Here is a 19,309-nt window from a genome sequence, read left to right as displayed (position 1 = left end):
CAATATAAAAAGGTCAGCGAGTATTTCTAAAGGGTTTACTTTAGTGGTGCAAACAGGAAAAATACAATAACTTTTGAGTGCGAAATTGTAGTGATTTTAGCACTCTATTTATTTGTTCTAAGTCAAAGGGTTAAGGTTGTTTTACTTATAAATTACAATAATTTTTACAAGGTTTTTTGCAGTGCAAAAAGCGGATGTAATAAATTTTTACATCCGCAAAAGTGCTTGTAAAAATGAGTGTAAAAACTATGGCAAAAGTTATAGTTTCGTCAACAATTATTAGTAAATATTGCCATTACGTTTTTATATAGGATATAATGATAGTGAATACTTGTTGCTAAAAACAACTTAAAAGAATTAAAAAGATGGTATAATGTAATAAAGAGGTGATTTATATGGAATTAAAAAACAATAATTATGTGGCTATAACAGAAGAAGAATTTTTAGCAATGGATGATTCTGCAAAAGCTGAATATTGTAACGGTAAAGTAATCTATATGCAGGCTGCTTCACCCAAGCATGAGAGAATAAGACGTAAAATTGAAGCAGAGTTTGCAAAGTTTACAAATGGGACTAAATGTAGCACTCATGGAGCAAATGTTGGTGTAAGAGTTCATAGCAAATATAGACGAAGAATAGTAAGTCCTGATGTATTCATAGAATGTGATAATAATTTTGATAAGGACACTTATAATGGAGTTCCAGTGATACTTGTTGAGATACTATCCCCAGCAACCGCTTCTAATGATGAAGGTAATAAAAAAGATGATTATGCATATATAGGGGTAAGAGAATATCTTATTGTGGACCAGGAGCAGGATATAGTAAAGCAATATAAGCTAATTAGTGACTTTAAAGCTTATACTCTAGTAAATGAATACTCTAAAGAGGATACATATAAATCCGTAGTATTTGCTGATTTACAATTTGATTTAGTAGAAATATTTAAAAATGATTCTACTGATTATATGCCCGATATCCTTAAGTGAATTATCTCTCTGTTTCTATATTATTTAAAATTAAAAAAGGCAAGCCCATAATTAGATGCTTGTCTCTTTATTTTCTATATTCCTTCCGATTAAGTTTTGGGATATATATGTGTATTGCAGTGCCACTCATGACAATAGGACAACTCTAATTAGAAAGTTTATTAAGGTCAATGAATAACTTAATTCGCATTTTTTTCTTATATTGTTCATTAACAACTAAATAATCAAATATAAAAAAGCATGTCATTTCAAATTATTAACATGCTTTTTCTATTGCAAAAATGGTTGTAAAAATCACTGTAGTTTTAAGTTTTGCACCTCTAAAGTAAACCCGTTAGAGTATTTCGCCAGCCTTTTTATATTATACTACCGCAAGATGAAACATTTCTTGCTCCTGCTCAGTCATTGGAAAAGTATTTATACTAATAATCTTATCATTTTCCCAAGCAGTTCTTAAGTCTATATCTGTAATTAATAATTCTTGGTACTTTTCGATAAGCCCCTGTGCTACAGTTATCCTGTTTTGTACTTCTGATTCTAGATCTGCTGTATCAGAAGTGTCCAGCATTTTTGCTATTACTCCTAAGTGCTTAGAAGCATAAGCTTTATAGTCTTTTTTGAAGGATGCAAATTCATTTTTAAGTGAACGACTTTCCCCCAATTAAGCTAACAGTACCCAAATGGTAACACTTTTTATTGTAGAATTATATCTAGCCAAATCTCTTTCTCTGAATGTTAAGGATGAATTATATCCTTTATCATTGTAATCCAGCATTAAATAAGTTTCCTTTAGCAGATTTTCTACTATGATCTTCCTATCATTATCAGTAATCTTGTCAATACCACGCCACTTACTTCGTTGAAGTGGGGGCTTGTAACTCTACTACACATGGTATGCGGATATTATCCTCCCATCTCAAATGTATGTTACGATACGGTGATTGACAACACCGCAACATAGCAAGTTTACTAACTATGCTCTTTGGAGTTATTTTCTATATATTCAAGACCTTTTCTCCAAAGATTTATTGCCCCAATTCTATCATCATTAGATTGATAGCTACAATTTTTACATTTAAAGATATGATTTTTCTTATCTCTATTGGATTTTTCAGTGTGACCACATTTAGGGCAAACTTGACTTGTATATTTAGGAGTAACTGCTACAACCATTGAGTTGTTCATTTTAGCCTTATACTCAAGCATTTGCCTAAATTGATAAAAAGACCAAGATACAGAAACATATCTATTATTAATATTTACTTTTTCAGTAGCTATTCTAACGTTAGTTAAATCTTCAAGAACGAATAATGTATTTGCTCCATACTTGTCAATGAGTGCCTTTGTAATGGTATGGTTAATATCATTAACATAACGGTTTTCTCTTGAACCAATGGATTTAAGTCTGCGTTTTGCCGATTTACTACCACATTCTTGTAGGTCTTTTCTTAAGACTTTATAGTGACCTCTTTTAGCCTTTATATGTCTACCATTATAGAAGACGGTTTTGCCATAACTATCATAAGTAGTTGCTAAAAAGTTTATACCAAGGTCTATACCTACGATTTTATTGATTTCAAAAGGTGTAGTTTGAGGATAGTCTTTAGTCATTGGAATGTGCAAAAAGTATTTATTGTATTTATATACTAATTTAGCAGTACCAAAATTATAAGAACCATCAAAATACTTTTCCATACCTTTAGCTTCATAAGGTATTTTAAGTCTACCTTGCAGACTATTTATAGAGAATATATTTTTATTTAAAGAATAATCCCTATTCCAAACAAGGTCATATTCTAAATTTTTAAACTGCACTAAAGTAAAATCATGGCCATTGGATTTATTGGTTTTATATCTAGCAATAGCAGTTTTCATGCAACTTTGAGCCATTTGAGATTTTAAATCATATGTTTCTCTTAAATAATAATAAGTATCAGCATTTATTTTCTTTTGATTTAAGCAATTATTATCAAAGATATATTTAGATATATAATTTAAGGCTTTTCTTATTTGAAACATAGTTTCTTTTAAAATTTCTATTTGCTCATTAGTAGGATATACTTGTATTTTAGAAGTTATAGTTATTTCTATAATACCAACTCCTTTTACTAATTATAGTATAACGGTTTTTTAACGGAATTCAATATTAGAAAGTGAGATAAAAAGTGGCAATTCCTCCCCTACTTTTTGAAGCGGGAGTATCCTTGCCACGATTGGATGAAGCTCTGTAAAAGATTCTGATGCTTCATCTAGGATTATTTCTAAGAAAGATAAATCATTATTTAAAGCTTTCGTCATTATTTCTTTACCTTTACCAAAAGGTACGTTTTTTTCTGCTAACTCACAGCATAAGATATATATATAATTAATGTTTTCTTTTCCACTTTTCATTCCTCCTAAAATTTGCTCAAATCCTTGGTTTACTATATTACTAATGCAGTCTGGATTTTTTCAGTATCCTTAATATCAGCATCAGGTACTTGTCCCATACGGTCAAGTTGAGTAGTTATTGCACCCCACTGAATTACTAACTTAAAACAGAAAGACCTAACATCTTGTGTTCCTAAAAGCTGTTTATCTTCAATCTCATGGCAAGGCATTCCTGCACACTTAAATATAATTGATGTATCCGTTGTTTCAGATTCAACTCTGTAGCCATGATAAGACAACATTGTTCTTAGAGCAAAAGCTACAGCTTTAAGTCTTAGCTCCACACCTTGCATTGATTTAAGCATTTCCTCAATTGTGATGTTTTCATCTCTCAAATATATATCCATTGCTTTAGTAAATATCGTACTTGGTGAAAATTTTGCTTTTCCCATTTTACATTCCTCCATTTGCATAAAACTTATTGACCTTCATACTCACCTATGATCTTATATATCAGGTCCTCCCATGAAGATTCAGAGTTTAGAACTTGATATTGAGTGTCTGGAATAGAGCTTTCACTAAGAGTTTCAGCATATCGTCTAGCATTGTAACTTAGCTTATCAGTTTCTATTACTGAAGCTAAGATAACCTTATTTATATCACTTAGAGGTATATAATCTCTAAGCTCTAGATAGGCTACTCTTTTACAATCCTTCTCATAGTCTTTATCCAGGTAGGTGCATTGCATTTTATAAAGACACTTCTTTACAAAATATTTTGCCTCATCCCTTTTTTGGATTTTTCTTAGTTCTTCTTTCAAAGCTTTTTCCTTCTTTAGCTCATTTTCATACCAATCAAAGGCAACATCAAACATATTCATATAAAGACCTCCATTTGCTTAAATCCTTAGGGAGACAAGATTTTTTCTTATCTCCCTATTACTTTTCAGTATCTATTTTTTATTTGCATAAAACTTACTACTAGCAGCTTGCCCAACCAAAGTATACGAATTTATAATACTTTTCTATCTTTTGATTAGGTTTTAGAGTTTTAGGTATTGTTTTTATTACTCTCCTCTTGATAACAACTTCAGCTACGGTAGTTTCCCCTTTTACTAAAGTTCTCTCTTTGCGAATTGTAACTTGTCTACCCTCTTTTAGAGCATACTTGCCAGCATATTCTTTAGCTTCTTTCAAAGTATCTTTTTGGGTTAGCAACCTTTCATCATAAGGGTATTTATCTTTACCAATATAAAGACAATATTGTTCTTTATAAACTGGTTTCGTATATTGTCCTCTGTTATTTTCAACTATTACTAACACCATACGTTCTAAACCACAATTAATGTAATCTGCTACATGTTTAGAAGCATTATTAAGGTGCTTATCTACAAGCTTTTCTGTCTCCTTTAATGATGTTTTAGTCAGCTTATCAAACTGCTTTCTACATCTTCCAAGAGAACATGTGCTGATTGTCCCATTATAACTATCGTGTCCATATTCATGCTCTGCTTCTTCTACTAAATAATCAAAGCCCTCACTTGCTGTTTTAGCGGTAATTGATTTGCAAAAATTTGTTGATCCCATTTGTTTTTTCCTCCTTTAATTTGCATAAATCCTTTTTTATTTTATCTTATAGCTGTGAATCCATATTTCTTAGCTGATTTAACTACTTCACTTGTATCTGCACACATATGTGGTTTCAAATTCAAGATGACTCTCAATTCTTCAATTTGAGATATGTCCGTTTCTTGATATTGCAATTCCTCATTTGTGAAAGGCATAATGAAATACTTCCCTCTTATGACAGACACCTTTAACCCGCATCTTTGAAAATACCTCATAGCTTGATTAAAAGTCGGCTAGGTAGGAGGGATTACTCCCTCTTTCCCGCCTAAGAACCGTACTTGTGACTTTCACCACATACGGCTCAAGCATACATTTCTCGGTGATTGCGTTAATAAACTATTTTCTGATTACTTTTCCACCTTTAACTCTCCATTTCTTTTCTGCTCTTAATTGAGCTTCTGTAGGTAGAGTTCCTTTGGCTGGATGTAATCTATGATGGTCAATATGGCAACTAATATGAACTAGTTGTTGATTTTTGATTGTGTTATTTCCTCCCTTTATTTTTGGGATTTTATGATGTCTTTCTAGTCCTTCTTTGCCATCAATAATTGAATATCCACATAGTGGGCATTTGTAACTTTGCTTTTTAGCAAGCTTCTGCCTTAAAGCAACATTATCCCTTTCAAATTCTTTGATATTCCTTCTCTCAAAGTATTCTTTAAGGTTTTTATCAAAAGGACTGTTATTGAATTTGATAAGTTCATGCCGAACTATAGGTCTCCATGAGAATCTAGTGAGTTGTTTTCCAGATATGGGACCAGTTAGAATCCATTTATTCTTGCTTTGTCCATACATATCTTTCTTGTAATATTTCTTTACAATCCATTTCTTACCCTTAGTTGGGTGTAGCCTTCTAAGGAACTTATATTGTATATCCCATAAATGTTTATCTAAGCTGCCAAATACCTTTGAAGAAACTTCTGTACTCCAATAGTTTGCTATTCCTAATATGATAGGGTTTAGTTTTCCTATAAGTATATCAACATTTTTTCCAGTTAATGATTTGGCTGTCTCAGATATTGTTTTTCTAGCCCTTTTTATGGATTCTTTTGATGGTTTAATTAAGACCTTGAAACCACTTTTTGATGTTGTGACTTTGTATCTTTTTACATTGAAACCTAAGAAATTAAATCCTTCATCAATGTGGGTAATTCTTGTCTTGTCCTCGGCTAGTTCTAGTCCTCTTTTGTCAAGATAGGGTTGAAGTAGTTCGTATATGCTTTCGGCTTCATTCTTGCTACTACATATGACAACAAAATCATCTGCATATCTTACTACAGCTTTAGTTCCTCTGTTTTCGTGGACAAGTCCATCACGTTTTTTGTTCATGACCTTGTATGTGATTCCTAATTCAGCTTCCATACCATGTAATGCTATGTTAGCTAGAAGTGGAGATATTATACCCCCTTGTGGTGTTCCAAATTCAGTTTCATTGAATACGTTATTGTCTACGAAACCTGCTTTCAACCATTTCTTAATAATATCGCATGCAGGGAAATCCTTAATTTGTTCTAAAATGTAGTCATGGTTTAGGTTATCAAAACAGCCTCGGAAGTCTCCTTCAAATATCCATTGTTTTCTACTGTTCGCCTTTCCTACTTTGCAGTATATTGCCATAATGGCATCTTGGCAACTTCTCTTGGGTCTAAATCCGTAACTACCTGGTTCAAATTTTGTTTCCCATTGAGGTTCTAATGCTAGTTTAGCGATATTCTGATATATCCTATCTTTAATAGTAGGAATGCCAAGAGGTCTTAGCTTACCGTTTTTCTTTTTAATATAAGTTCTATAAGCTGGTTTTGGATTATGGCACATAATGTTCATGTTTTTCATTTTGTTGTATAGTGCCATTCTTTCTCTTTCAGTGAGAGCTTTGTATCCATCTACTCCTGCGGTTCTTTTACCTTTGTTGATTTGTGTTGCCTGTCTGATAGATAACAATAAAGCTGATTCACTTCTCATCAATAGTCTCTGGAGGTCTCTGACCTTTCGTTTATTACCACAACTTTCCGCATGGTATATCCGCTGCTGTAATTTCTCCACATACCTTTGTATCTTGTTCCAGTTAATACTGTCCCAAGAGGTAGGAGATACAGCGGACTTCTTGATGAATGTTCTTTGTTGACTGACTGAAGCGTTCATCGCACATTACCTCCCTTTCTGTGGAGTATTTACTTTTCGTTTTATTACCATGTTGTACACCAGTTAGAAGTCAGCACCCTTTCAGGTCGTATCACCAGATACTATCCACTCGGTTATGTCCGTTCCCGTTACCTTTCGGTTTAGTGGCTTTCGCTTTTTCTAACATCCTATACCCGCTAGAGGATTGGTTCTCCCTCTCCATAGGATTGTTCGACTTACCATTTGCAAAAAAACACAAATAGAGATTTGTATATATGCTCAAATCTCACTACCTTTGTATAAATCCTTGTTATTTGTGGAAGTTCTAAATATATAGAACTTCACAATCCCAATAAGTTAACAGAAACCATTGGTCATTGTTTACATAGTACAACAAGATTTGCAAATGGACACTAACGGGCTTACCAAGTTCAACTTTGTGTAGATATGAATGATTTAGGTTCCCTCTTTACACCGATGGCTAGGTTACAACGTAGCGACTTAAAAATTTCGCTTTTCTCTGCCATTAGACCATGGTATCAGTGCTATTTCCTTGGCTTTACATTACGATGCTTGTAAGGGTTCATTTTCATTAACCATGTCATTCTTTCCCTTGCCCTGTATTCCTTAACACTAAGATATACATTAGGCTTTTCCTCATGCAACCTACCATTGAATTACTTCAATCGCAGTTTCGGATGGGAATAACTCTGTAACTAAGTTATCTGATTTCTCAGCACTACACTTAGAAGGACAAGTTGCTTCTTGTCGCACTTTTAATTTGTAAAAATCACTTGATTAAATAGATAACCAAGTTTTTGTGTAAATAATTATTTTGTTACTAATATTATAATATGTTTAATAAAAAATTGCAATCTATATGATGAGTTAAACAATAATAAAAACATCACTAATTTATTCCAGCTGCTTCTTGAACTTTTGATTTTGCAGAATGCAAGAGAAAAAAATAAACAGAAGAAAAAAGAGTGAGATCCTTTTTATCTTCTATTTATAACAGCCTAGGAGAATATTAATTATTGTTTTAATGATTTTAATATTTTATCGTATTCATTACGATTATTTTCGTCATTTACAAGCATATAGCCTTGAACTGATATGCCCTTCTTTGTAAATTCCCATTGAGTTCGATATTTAGCCCAAGAGTGATACTCAGTCATTTTTTTACCATCTTCCGCTATATCTGCAAAGAGTATTTGAGGTTCTTCACGATCTGGCTCTGATGAACTTTGATGCTTTATTTGAGTAACAACAATCATTTCTAGCTTGTTGGAATCATACCATATTTGTCTTACCATAGGATCTTCTTTGCTTATATATGTACCATAGTTCTTGAAGCGTTCTGGTATGTATTTAGGAGTAATATAGTTATCTCCAATCTTGCTTTTAGCTTCTTCTTCAGTGGCCTTAACCATTCCCTTTGTAAAAATTTTTTCAATATCCGCAAGCATAATATCTTTACCCTTAGTATCTTTTCCGCTCTCTTCAACCTGTTTATTTTCTGCTTTATTAGTTGGTTTCGTAGCTTGACCACAACCACTAAAAATAGCTAAAACTAATGTGAAGCAAAGTATAATTTTTGATAAATTTCCTTTAGTCATTTGATTCCCTCCGTAATGTACTTTGTTAGATTATCCTATTGCTTTGCATTTATTACGATGACTATTAACTTTGTCAAATCATCTTCACTTGGACAATAGTATTTTATCAAGAATTGTATTAACTGGTATGTATATTAGCAACCATACACCTAAATCAATTAACAGTTTTAAATTTAATAGTCCTTCAGAAAAACTATAATGAAATCCTGTTAATTTATAAATAAAATTAACAATTATAAATGTTAATACAACTGTTAAGATAGTTACATAATTTTTTTTACTCATCTTAGCTCCTCCCTATGATTCGCATTATAGTGCTGTTGCAATTATACTTATTTTTTCTTTAGTTAGTTTACTCATTTCAGAAAGAGCATACTTACCATGTTGAATCGTGGACTTAATTAGGAGATACTCTTCATTCATTTTTTTTTAATATTGGTTTCAAAAATTCTCTTTCAAAATTAATGATATCATTTTCCAAGATACTATTAAGTGTACTATTAATATCAGCTTTAATTGTTTCAAGTTCTTCATTTTCTGTACACTTACGAACGTTCCATGTCTTTAACTTTTTAGTTATCCAATTTTCCTTTATATCCTCACCAACTGTCGTAATCAAAAACTCACAAAATTCCTTTCCACTTGGAGATAGGCCTACATTATTTATAACACAAGAAATATTAACAGTATCAACTCTCGTTTTATGATCAAATTTACTATCTATTTGATATAAAATATAAACCCCTCTTTTCCATTTTATTTTGCTACCCTCTAATGGGGGCAAAATGCTCTCTATAACCTGTGTAGAAAACCCTATAAATCTATCACCTTCAGAATTGTTAGGGCTATAGTTAATATCACCATTTTTACTAGCTCTGTTTTTGCACCATTCTTTTAATATACTTCCTATTTTGCTATACAAATCATTAATCATTATAACCTCCTCCTCTCACTCAATGAACATTATTTTACAATTATTCAAATATCATAAATTTATGATTGATAGATTATATAAGAAGATTCCGAACTACCCCAAATAACTATCTGAAGAAATGTAGGAAATAGTATATTTATCACCAAGTTCCTTTTGTACCTTCTTTAATAGTTCTAGGCCATTTTTGTTGTGCTTCTGTGAGACTTCATAGATATATTCAGATTCATCAAGAACTGTTTTTGAATAGTCATCAATCCAATTCATAGTGTCATCAAACCAAAATCCTTCATTATACATAAAATAATCATCACTCTGCCATAAAGTATAATCTGAAATATTATCTATTTCATATGCTAATCCATGCTCTCTAAACTCATATAATTTAACTACACCATGTTCTTCCAAAATTGATTTTATGAAACTTATCTTTACCGACTTATTAATATACTCTGAATCAAAAGAAATGACATCATCCCTAGTACATTTTTCAAGTGGATACCAATAACGTTTTTCTATATCCCATGTGGATTTTAGTTTTTCTAAAATGTACGTTTTCTTTATATTATTTAACTTGTTTTTTATCATATTATCCTCTCTTTTGCTTCGTCTTAATTTACGGAAGCGTAAATATCCTGAGAGTTAGATACATACGCTTGATAAGAAAATTCTTCAATTAGTATTTTCTATTCTATCCATTAAAACTTTCTTTACCACACTCTTATAAAACAAAAAAAGCCTTAGATAAACTAATAACTAAGACTTTTGGTATCTTACTGATGATACAGGGGGCTGTACTTTTTAATTGCTCGATTTTGTCAATTGCACAGCTTCGTTGGCAGCCCCAGTTGATTCTGTATGCTTAGAAGTCTCCGCAGATTTTGGTGTAGTTTTCACCTCTTCTTTAACTGGCAGTTTCTCCAATTTGTTATCTTTTCTCTGTATGTATATAAATACGGATGCATCTGTATTCCACTGCTGTCCTGCTGTGATATCTTGCTTAACGCAGGTTCCATCCTCATATGGAAAATTTACATGAACCGCTGAATAATCTTCATAAGCCACCCGTACTACAATTCCAAGAGATTTCATTGTTCTGATGGCATCAGCTTCAGTCATACCCTCAACATTAGGCATAGTTACCCACTTTCTTGGCGCATCAAGTCTTTTTAAATCTTCTTCGCTATATATCTTCTTTAACTGAGCTCTATAATCTGGGTCGTTACTTAAATCTACACCTTTATACTGTGTATCTTCTTTATCCTTTGACTCACTATTTTTCCCTACACTACCTTTTTCCTCTTCCTTAGTCTGAGTAACTTGCTTGTCCGAATTTGCAGTATTATCCTGTTTAGTAACCTCGTTAGACTTCTTACTTTCATTCTCTCCTTGAATGTCAGTTAGTGTTTTATTTACCGTTGTCTGTTTTGGCTGGGATGCTGCAAAAGGTATTTGAGGCACGCATAGTACAACTGCTATCACAGCTATGAAAATTTTAATGCCTCTGAGTATAACTTTTGAATCTTTTTTACAATTACCGCCACTTTTTCTCACAATTTTTACCTCACAATTGTAAAGTTTTTTTCATGTAAATATTATCATTTTTCTTAGTATTTTAATAGCTGTAATATTTGCCAACATCTAAAGCACTTTTAAATACTTTATTAACCATTGATTTTAAATAAAGGCTCTATTTAAGAAAGTTGTTGAAAATGATATAGTTATTATACGGTTGTGTCGCAATATTACGATTGCGCCACAATACTTTTCTATAGTGCTGTTGCAATTGTATCTATTTTCTCCTTGGTTATTTTACTAATTTCAGAAAGAGCGTACTTACCATCTTCATTTTTATATATTATATTGAAGCTTCTTAATGTTGCCATACACTTACATATGGTGGTTGCATTTTTCCCTATTGCATCAGCAATATATTTCTGAGTAGGAAATTCATTATTGGAGCTAACTTCTTCTATGATACAGTTAAGTGTTTTTATAGTAGTAGCATTAAAAGTCTTTATAGCATCCATTGCTTCTCTTTCATTAAATGGAGGCTCAACAAAAGCAGCTTTTATAGGCTCATTAAAGGTTACTTTTACTTCTTTATCTTCTACATTAAAATTTTCGATTAACTCCTTTGTTTTTAAAACAGATAGCCCTTTTGTAATTCCCACTAAAGGATCATTTATTACCGCTTCTTCAATACTATCTGAATCCTTACATCCAACGGAATGTAATTGCTTATCATATCTCATTATTTTTTTGGAGAAGTATTTTTTCACCTCACCTTTAGGTATCCAAATCTCCTTTTCTACAATTATAAAATAAGCATCTTCAAGTATTGTTTCCTTTTCTTCTTTATCAGGCTTTCTTCCATTATCAGATACAAAGTTTATATATGATTTCCTTAATAGAGCTGCTATAGATTCCTTTTGTTTCTGTTTTAGGTGACTCCACTTTTTATTTGTTTGTAGCAGTTTTCCTCCAACCTTTATGTGATTCTTCATCAATCGTCTAGTCCTCCATTTCTTCTGCCAGGCTATGTTTTAATTCCATAGAAAGATTCCCACTTAAAAATATCTTTAAAATATGATTTATAATAATATTTATTCTCTCATGTTCCGTAGTATTTTTAGGGAATGCGAGATTTAAGTCATTTATATAACCTTCAAGTAGCTTCTGATTCTTTTCATTAATACATACTGATAACCTTCCAGTTTCCCAAATCTCATCATAGCTTAAATTAGGGAATGTTAGCAAAACCTTCTTTATTTCTTCTGGCTTTAAGTTGTACTCCCCTGTTTCATACTTTGATATTGCCTGTTGACTCTTTTCCCATCTTTCTTTTAAATCCTTTTGTGTATATCCATACTTCTTTCTGTAAAATCTTATCTTATTAGGTGGATCTCCTAACTGTTTTCTGATCCTTTTGTCCTCTATCTTTTCATCCTTCTTGAAATTCTTAGTTTTATCTATATTCTTTGATTCTATATCAATATTAATTTCATTACTCAACTACTCAACCCCTTTATTGTATGCCTTTTTAATCCATCTGATTATATCATAATAAAATGTATCCTTACAATTTATTAGAGTATTGAACTATTATACTGCAGCAAAATCTTTTTCCTCATTAAGAGTTACAACAGAGGTACTTCCATCCCCCCACTTTATAGTGTACTCCCCTTCTGCTATGCTCTCTATTTTTCCTACTCTATTAAAATCAGAAACATATACTTTCATTCCCTTTGAGAATCCTTCAAAGGATATATCATCTATTTCTATAAGTTCCCCTTTTTCAAACTTACCATTGGTCCCATCATCAAAGCCAACTAATATGTTTTTTAATCCTCCTACGAAATCCATTATAGTTCCTGTTTTTCCTATATATAAATCATTTGTTACTACCACTCTTGATGTTAATCTCATAACCTTTCACCTCTCCTCACTTCTTATTAAATTTGAATTTTTTAGATAAGGAAACGTTGACTTATTTGTATTGCTATGAAATCAACCTATCCCCTACCCATCTACTAATGTTCTTTACATTTAATATCATTATCAATATTCAACTCACTTTACTTCTTTTTGTTTCTTCAATTTACTTTCAGTGTCTATTCTGTTTTTTAGCTCCTTTACCTGCATATCTACAAGGTCAATATCTTCATTTAGATTATCAAGCTTTCTTTTAAATAATTCTTCGTAACTTTTCTTTTTCTCCATGAGCTTATTGTATTTTTCTAACCAGACAGATATAACTTTCTCAGAAGCAGTTCCTTTTTTAGTTATAAAGTGGTCAAATCTAGTCATTAAAATATCTAGTTCTTCCTGTAATGAAGCATAGAACTCTTTTGAATATTCCTTTATGTACTTTTCTTCAGACATTACAGGGATTGCAGCAAAAGTTATTGTTCCCTCTCTAATTAAATTCTCTTGTTCAATCATCTGCATAAACATTTCAAGTTTTGCTAATTCTGCTTCTTTGTACTTAGGGATAAAAAATAACTTGCCATGCACATTTATTGGTGAAGCATCTAACTGCTCCATTATGAAGTTTTCTACGAATGTAACCAATCTATTCTCGTTATAACAGGTTTTAGCCAGTTCAAAGAGATCAAGTATCTTCTGGCACTCCTCTTTTAAATCCATACAATCATCTATGCCCTCTATTTCATTTTTTATTGTTACAGGATTTAACTTAACTGTTAGTGTATCTGCTTCTTTATTATAGATGAAGTTTCCTAGGTTAACCATTGGATTCATTTTCTCTTTTATAGTTTCCTTTTTAATCTCTCTAACTAGCACCTTTCCATCTGCCTCTTTCTGATTATCTAGAACTCTTATACGATAAAGATGCAATCTACCTTTTCCATCTACACATTTTCTTCGTTTCTCAAGGCTTTTTGTTGCCGATTTAAAAGCATGCGTATTTACAAATTTAGAAGCTAATAAATCCTCACCAATACCACATTGTGTAACTATCTGTTTAATCATATCTGATGGGATAAAAGCCTTGCCGATCATAAAGTACATTAACCGCCCAATTATATTTGTATTACTATCTTCTTTTACTGCTACAATGTTATTTAAGCTATTTATACTAACTGAATCCAGCATACATTCACCTCCCTTAAATCAAAAATTATTATGCATATATTATACCATATTGTAGAGTATGTTTACTACTATTTAGAGTATTTTCTCAAAAGAAATAGATAAATTTTTATTTTTATAATACCATGGTTATACCATGGTATTAACATGGTATAACCATGATATTATACTGGTAATATCATGGTATGAAATTATTTATATAATCGCAAAAAAACCGTAGATACCACATTTTTTTATAAAATGTTGCAACAATCTTAAATTTCTTTTGACTTATCCTCAATTAACATATAATATTATGTTATAGATAATGTTAATTAGGTTGGTAATGAAAGGTAGTGTTGTATATGGCTAAAGGAAAAATCCTATATGATAAAATTAAGAACAGAAGAATTGAGATTGATGTAACCCAACAAACTGTTTCAGATGTATTGGGAGTACCAAGAGCTACATATGCCTCATTTGAATTAGGTAAACAGGACTTTGATGAAGATAAACTTCAAAAGCTATGCGATTTCTTTAAGATTGAACTTTCTGATGTATACATACCTGGGTTTAGAAATACTGTTGTAGTCCCTCTTATCAACAATAAGGGAGGATCCGGAAAAACCACAGTTACTAACGGATTAAGTTATATTTTATCAACACAAGGATATAAGGTTCTTGTAATTGACAGCGATGCGCAGATGAACCTCACTCATAGCCTTGGTATACTAGATAGGGATTTAGAATGTAACTTGAATACTGCTCTAATTCGTGAGGAGTCTTTATTGAATTTTATAAAACCAACTAAATATGAAAACTTAGATATTATTATGGCTGATTATAGTCTTAGTAGAATAGACACTGAGCTTGCTACTAAGTCATATAGAGAAACATTGTTTAGACGATTATTAAAACCTATTTTGGACAAGGGTATTTATGATTACATATTGATCGATACAAGTCCTAACCTTGGATTATTAAATTCTAATATCATGCTTACAAGTGATTATTGTATGGTTCCTTGTTCTATCGAAGCTTTTGCACTTGATGGTCTTGAAATATTAACAGGATTTATCAATGATTGTAAAAGAGATAATCCTAAACTAAATATACTTGGAATTGTTAAGGTTAAAGTTGATAAAAGAGAAAGCAGCATCCTTTTACAGTTTAATAAAGTGCTTGAAGAACACTTTGGAAGCATTATATTTGATAGTTCTATTCCAATAGATATTAAAATAAAGCAATCCCAATGGAATAACGTACCTGTAAGTGTTCTGGCTGAAAACGGAAAGTCAGACAAAAATTATAAAGAACTAGCAAAAGAATTTGTTAAGAAATCAAAACGTTAATGGAAGGAGATAATCATGAATAGGAACGGAAGATCAGAAAATTATACTCCCACACCTAGAACTAATATTCAAGTAAGTACTACACCAGGGGCGCAGTTAATAGATTTAGCCTTATTAGAGCCAGCACCAAAGAGTTGGAACTTCTACACTCCCCTCTCCGATTTCAAGATGGCCACTTTAAAGGAAAGTATATTGAACAGAGGAGGCATAATCAATCCTATAATTGTTTGGGAAAGACAAGGTGCTAATGGCAAAACATATATGATATTGTCAGGTCATAATAGAGTTGCTGCATATAAAGATATTCTTCAAATGGCAGAAGAAAAAGGATACTCTGAATATATAAATATTTATAACAAGATCCCTGCTATAATAAAGGGCGAATTAGAGATTGATGATAATGAAGCGGAACAAATTATTATAGATTGTAACTGGGCACAAAGAGAATTAACTCCTATGGAAAAAAATAAATCTATCATAAGAAAATACACTCTTGTTAAAGAAAGCCCTAACACTCTAGGACTAGGTGAAGGAAAAACTCGTGATAAAATAGCAGTAGATTTCAACATTACCGGAAGACAAATTCAAAAATATATGAGCTTGTCGAATCTAATTGAAGAGTGGCAGAGCATTTTAAATGAAGGTGATATATCTCTTAAGCTAGCCCTTAAATTACTTAAATTAAATAAAGAAAAACAAGAATACATTTTTAATACTCATTTTGATTCTGTTGTATCACATGGTACTAAAGCAGAAACTGTCTTAGGATCTATTAAGACTAATACTACCTTCAAAAATATTGATTTATTATTTGAAAATATGCTTAAGGATATAGAAACTGAAAAAGAAGCTGATACTTCAGATGTTTCTATGAAATTTTCATTCAAACTATCGAAAAGTGATGCCGAAAAACTAAAGGCTCTTTCAAAAGAAGAAAAATTAAAAATGCAAAAAGAAATAGAAAAACTTGTGAAATCTAAATTTCTTTCATAAACACAATAAGGATAGATAAATGCTGATAGATGGCTCAACCATGCGGGTTTATAGCAAATGGTGGAACCGAGTTCCACCATTCCTTACAAATGGCTCAACCATGCTGTCTACAGCAATTTATCTATCTTTTTTGCTATAATAAAAAAAGGAAGATAAATAAACTTATCTTCCCAAAATATTTTAAAATTTAATGGTTACTACCCTTCCAGAGAGTAATGATTTTTGTATATCAATAATTCGTTGATTAGTTGATCCAGCGTAGAGGTAATTCTCGTCTTTTAGATTTTCGTCAAACCTACCATCTACAATTACATCTAGCTTTTTAGAAGATTAATCTTATATTGGTCTTTACTATTGAGTATTTCGTGAACCTCACATGGTTTAAAGCCACATGCTTCTTTATATTCCTGTTTCGATGAACACTGCCACAGTCTTTAACTATTGGTCTTACACGTTCTCCTGTAGCCAGAGTTGGGCTACTCCTACTACTGTATAATAGGACAGGCACTTCCTCCCGTTCCTAGGAGTGCTTATTCTTGATTAGTATAACTCTATCTTTTGAGTAATCTAAACTTTATATTAAGCTACCTCTAAAAGCCTAATTCCTTCTGCTCTTAGGTTTAATGAAGCATTTTCATCCCTATCATGGACAGTGTGACAAGAACTGCACACCCACTTTCTTTCATTTAAAGTTAACATTATCTTCTTATCACCACAGACGTTGCATAGTTTACTAGAAGCAAAAAATTTATCCACTTGAATAAATTTTTTTCCTTCCCATTCTGCTTTATATTTTATAAATGTGATAAGTTGATACCAACCTGTGTCGGCTATTGCTTTTGCTAATTTTCTATTTTTAATCATACCCTTAATATTTAAGTCTTCCAAAACTACAACTTGGTTTTCGTTAACAATCTTTCGGCTTAACTTATGGGCATAATCTTTTCTGCAATTAGCAGTATAGCTGTACAGTTCATTTATTTTAAGTTTCATCTTTTCATAATTCTTAGAGCCTTTTATCATTTTAGAAAGTCTTCTTTGTAGATTTTTAAGTCTTTTTTCAGATTTAGTTAAATATTTATGATTCTCATACTTTATAGTGATTATACCATTTGAAACAATAGCTAAATGCTTTAGACCTAAGTCTACACCACAAACTTTAGTTAAGTCTATATCTTTAGTATTTATCTGTTTTATTTTAGATATAGTTTCTTCTATACATAGAGATACAAAGTAATTACTCCCTACTTGACCAATAGTAGCTTTAGTTATTTTTACACTATGACTACCTAAGTTGTTAAACTTACCCTTATTTTTACCTTTAGGTATAGAAAAATTAACTTCACCTAGCTTTGGCAATTGAATAGTTTGGCTATCTAAATTAATTTTAATATTATCATTAGTAAAATAAGTGCTATAAGTTTTTTTAGTGTCTTTTTTAGTTTTTAACTTAGGATATTTACTTTGTTTATTAAAAAACCTTTTATAAGCAATTTCTACATTTTCCACTGCGCTTTCTAAAGAAAACTTATCTACTTCTTTAAGAAAACTAAACTTTTCAGTTTTCTTTAAAGGATTTAGTACATTTTTCTTATAGTCATTTACATATAAAGTTTTCTTGTTAACTTTATAGTATTCTTGTCTATCCGCTAAATACTTATTATAGACAAATCTACTACATCCAAAAGTTTTATGGATTTGAGTTGCTTGTTCTCCATTCGGCATTATATGTATCCTTATTCCATAGTTAAGGATTTGTTTATCCTCAGCTTCCAACAACTCATTCTTTTGTTTTACAGTTAGCCTTTTTCCCAAAGATAAACACCTCCTTATACTTGTTAGTCAAGTATAATTATACTATAGAACCTTTGTTCCTACAATAGTTGCAATACTCCAACAACGCCATTCTATGATAGAATATCAGAAGTTTGTTTATTGTAATTTTTATCAGAATATAAACTGGGGCTATGCTCTAGTATTTAACTAAAACATAGCCCTATAAAAAAATGAGTGCAAGCACCCATTCTAGCAGCTTTTCAATATTTTTAATATAGACTTAAGAGATTTTTCTGTATCTCCCCTCTTATATCTTTCGATAAAGTTTATCCATAAAGTTGATATCATTAAATCCAAGCTAATTTTCCGACCATAAAGATCTCCTATTTCTCTTAAAAGAAGTTGCCCTTTTCTTGCCTCATTCTTGTCCATAGTGATAACAATATCAGTTCTTCCACAAGCTAATTTATCATATACATATGTTTCATTACCACAAACTATCTTTATTTTATCGTTATACCCATAGGATTCAGAAATCTCACGATAAATCCGCATAGGATCATATTTTTTGATTGAATTTTTTATGTAGTCTAAGTAAATAACCATAATAAAGTCCTCTACCCTAAAGTGCATTCCAATTTCATCAGAAATATATTCACAAATCATTTCAGTTCGATTGACTATATTAGTAGGTATCATCAATCTTAGCGAAACTTCATTTGCCAGCGACACTGTTAAAGTATCAATAAAGTTAAGCAGTTTATTTCTCAATGGCAAGGTATATGTACTCATAAGTATTTCAACCCCTTTTTCCCTCTATCTTTTGAATACTAAAGGATATGACTAATAGCATTAAAATATGCCTATGTTGTATAAAATCTTTTCTTTTGGTTAAAATCTTAGGTATATTATTTAGGAGGACAAGTAGATGTTTGGA

The 19,309-nt window shown here is 31.5% G+C and carries 22 protein-coding genes and 1 pseudogene; 3 read left to right on the top strand and 20 right to left on the bottom strand.

Annotated elements, in window-relative coordinates; all coding sequences use genetic code 11:
* Positions 1-395: 395 nt before the first annotated feature.
* Complete coding sequence (locus tag CLMAG_RS27680; protein WP_066630430.1) at positions 396-989, top strand: Uma2 family endonuclease; 594 nt, start codon at positions 396-398, stop codon at positions 987-989.
* A gap of 361 nt (positions 990-1,350) precedes the next feature.
* On the opposite strand, the gene CLMAG_RS27675 is transcribed toward CLMAG_RS27680, so the two are convergent.
* From CLMAG_RS27675 to CLMAG_RS27600, 17 genes are all read right to left on the bottom strand, one after another.
* The gene (locus CLMAG_RS27675; protein ID WP_066630428.1) at positions 1,351-1,650 is read right to left on the bottom strand and encodes a hypothetical protein; all 300 of its coding nucleotides are present in this window, start codon (positions 1,648-1,650) and stop codon (positions 1,351-1,353) included.
* Positions 1,651-1,958: 308 nt separating this feature from the next.
* A complete protein-coding gene (locus CLMAG_RS27670; RefSeq protein WP_423231101.1) occupies positions 1,959-3,056 on the bottom strand; it encodes an RNA-guided endonuclease InsQ/TnpB family protein in 1,098 nt (365 codons plus the stop codon).
* A gap of 63 nt (positions 3,057-3,119) precedes the next feature.
* Entirely contained in the window at positions 3,120-3,380 is a 261-nt protein-coding gene (locus tag CLMAG_RS27665; RefSeq protein ID WP_066630426.1) for a hypothetical protein, read from the bottom strand.
* 32 nt (positions 3,381-3,412) lie between these two features.
* Complete coding sequence (locus CLMAG_RS27660) at positions 3,413-3,811, bottom strand: hypothetical protein (protein WP_066630423.1); 399 nt, start codon at positions 3,809-3,811, stop codon at positions 3,413-3,415.
* A 26-nt stretch (positions 3,812-3,837) separates the two neighbouring features.
* Positions 3,838-4,239 (bottom strand): hypothetical protein, encoded by a 402-nt coding sequence (locus CLMAG_RS27655; protein WP_066630421.1) that lies wholly within the window; start codon positions 4,237-4,239, stop codon positions 3,838-3,840.
* A 100-nt stretch (positions 4,240-4,339) separates the two neighbouring features.
* On the bottom strand, positions 4,340-4,945 hold the full coding sequence (locus CLMAG_RS27650; protein ID WP_066630419.1) for a hypothetical protein: 606 nt from the start codon (positions 4,943-4,945) through the stop codon (positions 4,340-4,342).
* Between the two features lie 41 nt (positions 4,946-4,986).
* On the bottom strand, positions 4,987-5,142 hold the full coding sequence (locus CLMAG_RS32725; protein ID WP_161487044.1) for a hypothetical protein: 156 nt from the start codon (positions 5,140-5,142) through the stop codon (positions 4,987-4,989).
* 181 nt (positions 5,143-5,323) lie between these two features.
* Positions 5,324-7,129: a group II intron reverse transcriptase/maturase gene (gene ltrA, locus CLMAG_RS27645; RefSeq protein WP_066630417.1), complete on the bottom strand. Its 1,806-nt coding sequence runs from the start codon at positions 7,127-7,129 to the stop codon at positions 5,324-5,326.
* Between the two features lie 1,013 nt (positions 7,130-8,142).
* Positions 8,143-8,727: a hypothetical protein gene (locus CLMAG_RS27640; protein ID WP_066630415.1), complete on the bottom strand. Its 585-nt coding sequence runs from the start codon at positions 8,725-8,727 to the stop codon at positions 8,143-8,145.
* 84 nt (positions 8,728-8,811) lie between these two features.
* The gene (locus CLMAG_RS27635; protein ID WP_066630413.1) at positions 8,812-9,012 is read right to left on the bottom strand and encodes a hypothetical protein; all 201 of its coding nucleotides are present in this window, start codon (positions 9,010-9,012) and stop codon (positions 8,812-8,814) included.
* Between the two features lie 130 nt (positions 9,013-9,142).
* A complete protein-coding gene (locus CLMAG_RS27630; protein ID WP_066630411.1) occupies positions 9,143-9,661 on the bottom strand; it encodes a hypothetical protein in 519 nt (172 codons plus the stop codon).
* Positions 9,662-9,754: 93 nt separating this feature from the next.
* Positions 9,755-10,246 carry a hypothetical protein gene (locus tag CLMAG_RS27625; protein WP_066630409.1) on the bottom strand — a complete coding sequence of 164 codons (492 nt, stop codon included), beginning with the start codon at positions 10,244-10,246 and terminating at the stop codon, positions 9,755-9,757.
* A 213-nt stretch (positions 10,247-10,459) separates the two neighbouring features.
* Positions 10,460-11,212 carry a PASTA domain-containing protein gene (locus tag CLMAG_RS27620; protein WP_066630404.1) on the bottom strand — a complete coding sequence of 251 codons (753 nt, stop codon included), beginning with the start codon at positions 11,210-11,212 and terminating at the stop codon, positions 10,460-10,462.
* Positions 11,213-11,427: 215 nt separating this feature from the next.
* Complete coding sequence (locus CLMAG_RS33315; protein WP_066630402.1) at positions 11,428-12,165, bottom strand: replication/maintenance protein RepL; 738 nt, start codon at positions 12,163-12,165, stop codon at positions 11,428-11,430.
* Positions 12,166-12,172: 7 nt separating this feature from the next.
* Complete coding sequence (locus CLMAG_RS27610; RefSeq protein ID WP_066630401.1) at positions 12,173-12,673, bottom strand: helix-turn-helix transcriptional regulator; 501 nt, start codon at positions 12,671-12,673, stop codon at positions 12,173-12,175.
* 90 nt (positions 12,674-12,763) lie between these two features.
* Positions 12,764-13,087 (bottom strand): hypothetical protein, encoded by a 324-nt coding sequence (locus CLMAG_RS27605; RefSeq protein WP_066630400.1) that lies wholly within the window; start codon positions 13,085-13,087, stop codon positions 12,764-12,766.
* Positions 13,088-13,231: 144 nt separating this feature from the next.
* Positions 13,232-14,275, bottom strand: a complete 1,044-nt coding sequence (locus tag CLMAG_RS27600; RefSeq protein WP_066630398.1) for a DUF6744 family protein — start codon at positions 14,273-14,275, stop codon at positions 13,232-13,234.
* A gap of 341 nt (positions 14,276-14,616) precedes the next feature.
* Between CLMAG_RS27600 and CLMAG_RS27595 the strand changes: the two genes are divergently transcribed.
* On the top strand, positions 14,617-15,603 hold the full coding sequence (locus tag CLMAG_RS27595; protein WP_082832125.1) for an AAA family ATPase: 987 nt from the start codon (positions 14,617-14,619) through the stop codon (positions 15,601-15,603).
* Between the two features lie 15 nt (positions 15,604-15,618).
* Positions 15,619-16,596 carry a ParB/RepB/Spo0J family partition protein gene (locus CLMAG_RS27590; protein ID WP_066630396.1) on the top strand — a complete coding sequence of 326 codons (978 nt, stop codon included), beginning with the start codon at positions 15,619-15,621 and terminating at the stop codon, positions 16,594-16,596.
* A gap of 180 nt (positions 16,597-16,776) precedes the next feature.
* Here the strand turns inward: CLMAG_RS27590 and CLMAG_RS31215 are convergent.
* From CLMAG_RS31215 to CLMAG_RS27580, 3 genes and pseudogenes are all read right to left on the bottom strand, one after another.
* A pseudogene (locus tag CLMAG_RS31215) lies at positions 16,777-16,908 on the bottom strand (anaerobic ribonucleoside-triphosphate reductase activating protein); the annotation flags it as partial.
* 267 nt (positions 16,909-17,175) lie between these two features.
* On the bottom strand, positions 17,176-18,411 hold the full coding sequence (locus CLMAG_RS27585) for an RNA-guided endonuclease TnpB family protein (protein ID WP_082832124.1): 1,236 nt from the start codon (positions 18,409-18,411) through the stop codon (positions 17,176-17,178).
* Positions 18,412-18,621: 210 nt separating this feature from the next.
* Positions 18,622-19,164: a hypothetical protein gene (locus CLMAG_RS27580; RefSeq protein ID WP_066630394.1), complete on the bottom strand. Its 543-nt coding sequence runs from the start codon at positions 19,162-19,164 to the stop codon at positions 18,622-18,624.
* Positions 19,165-19,309: the final 145 nt, after the last annotated feature.

This window comes from Clostridium magnum DSM 2767, from assembly GCF_001623875.1.
In the GTDB taxonomy this organism is placed as follows: Bacteria; Bacillota; Clostridia; order Clostridiales; family Clostridiaceae; genus Clostridium_AM; species Clostridium_AM magnum.
The sequence above is the reverse complement of the archived record's forward strand: the minus strand, read 5'-3'. Positions and strand labels throughout refer to the sequence as shown.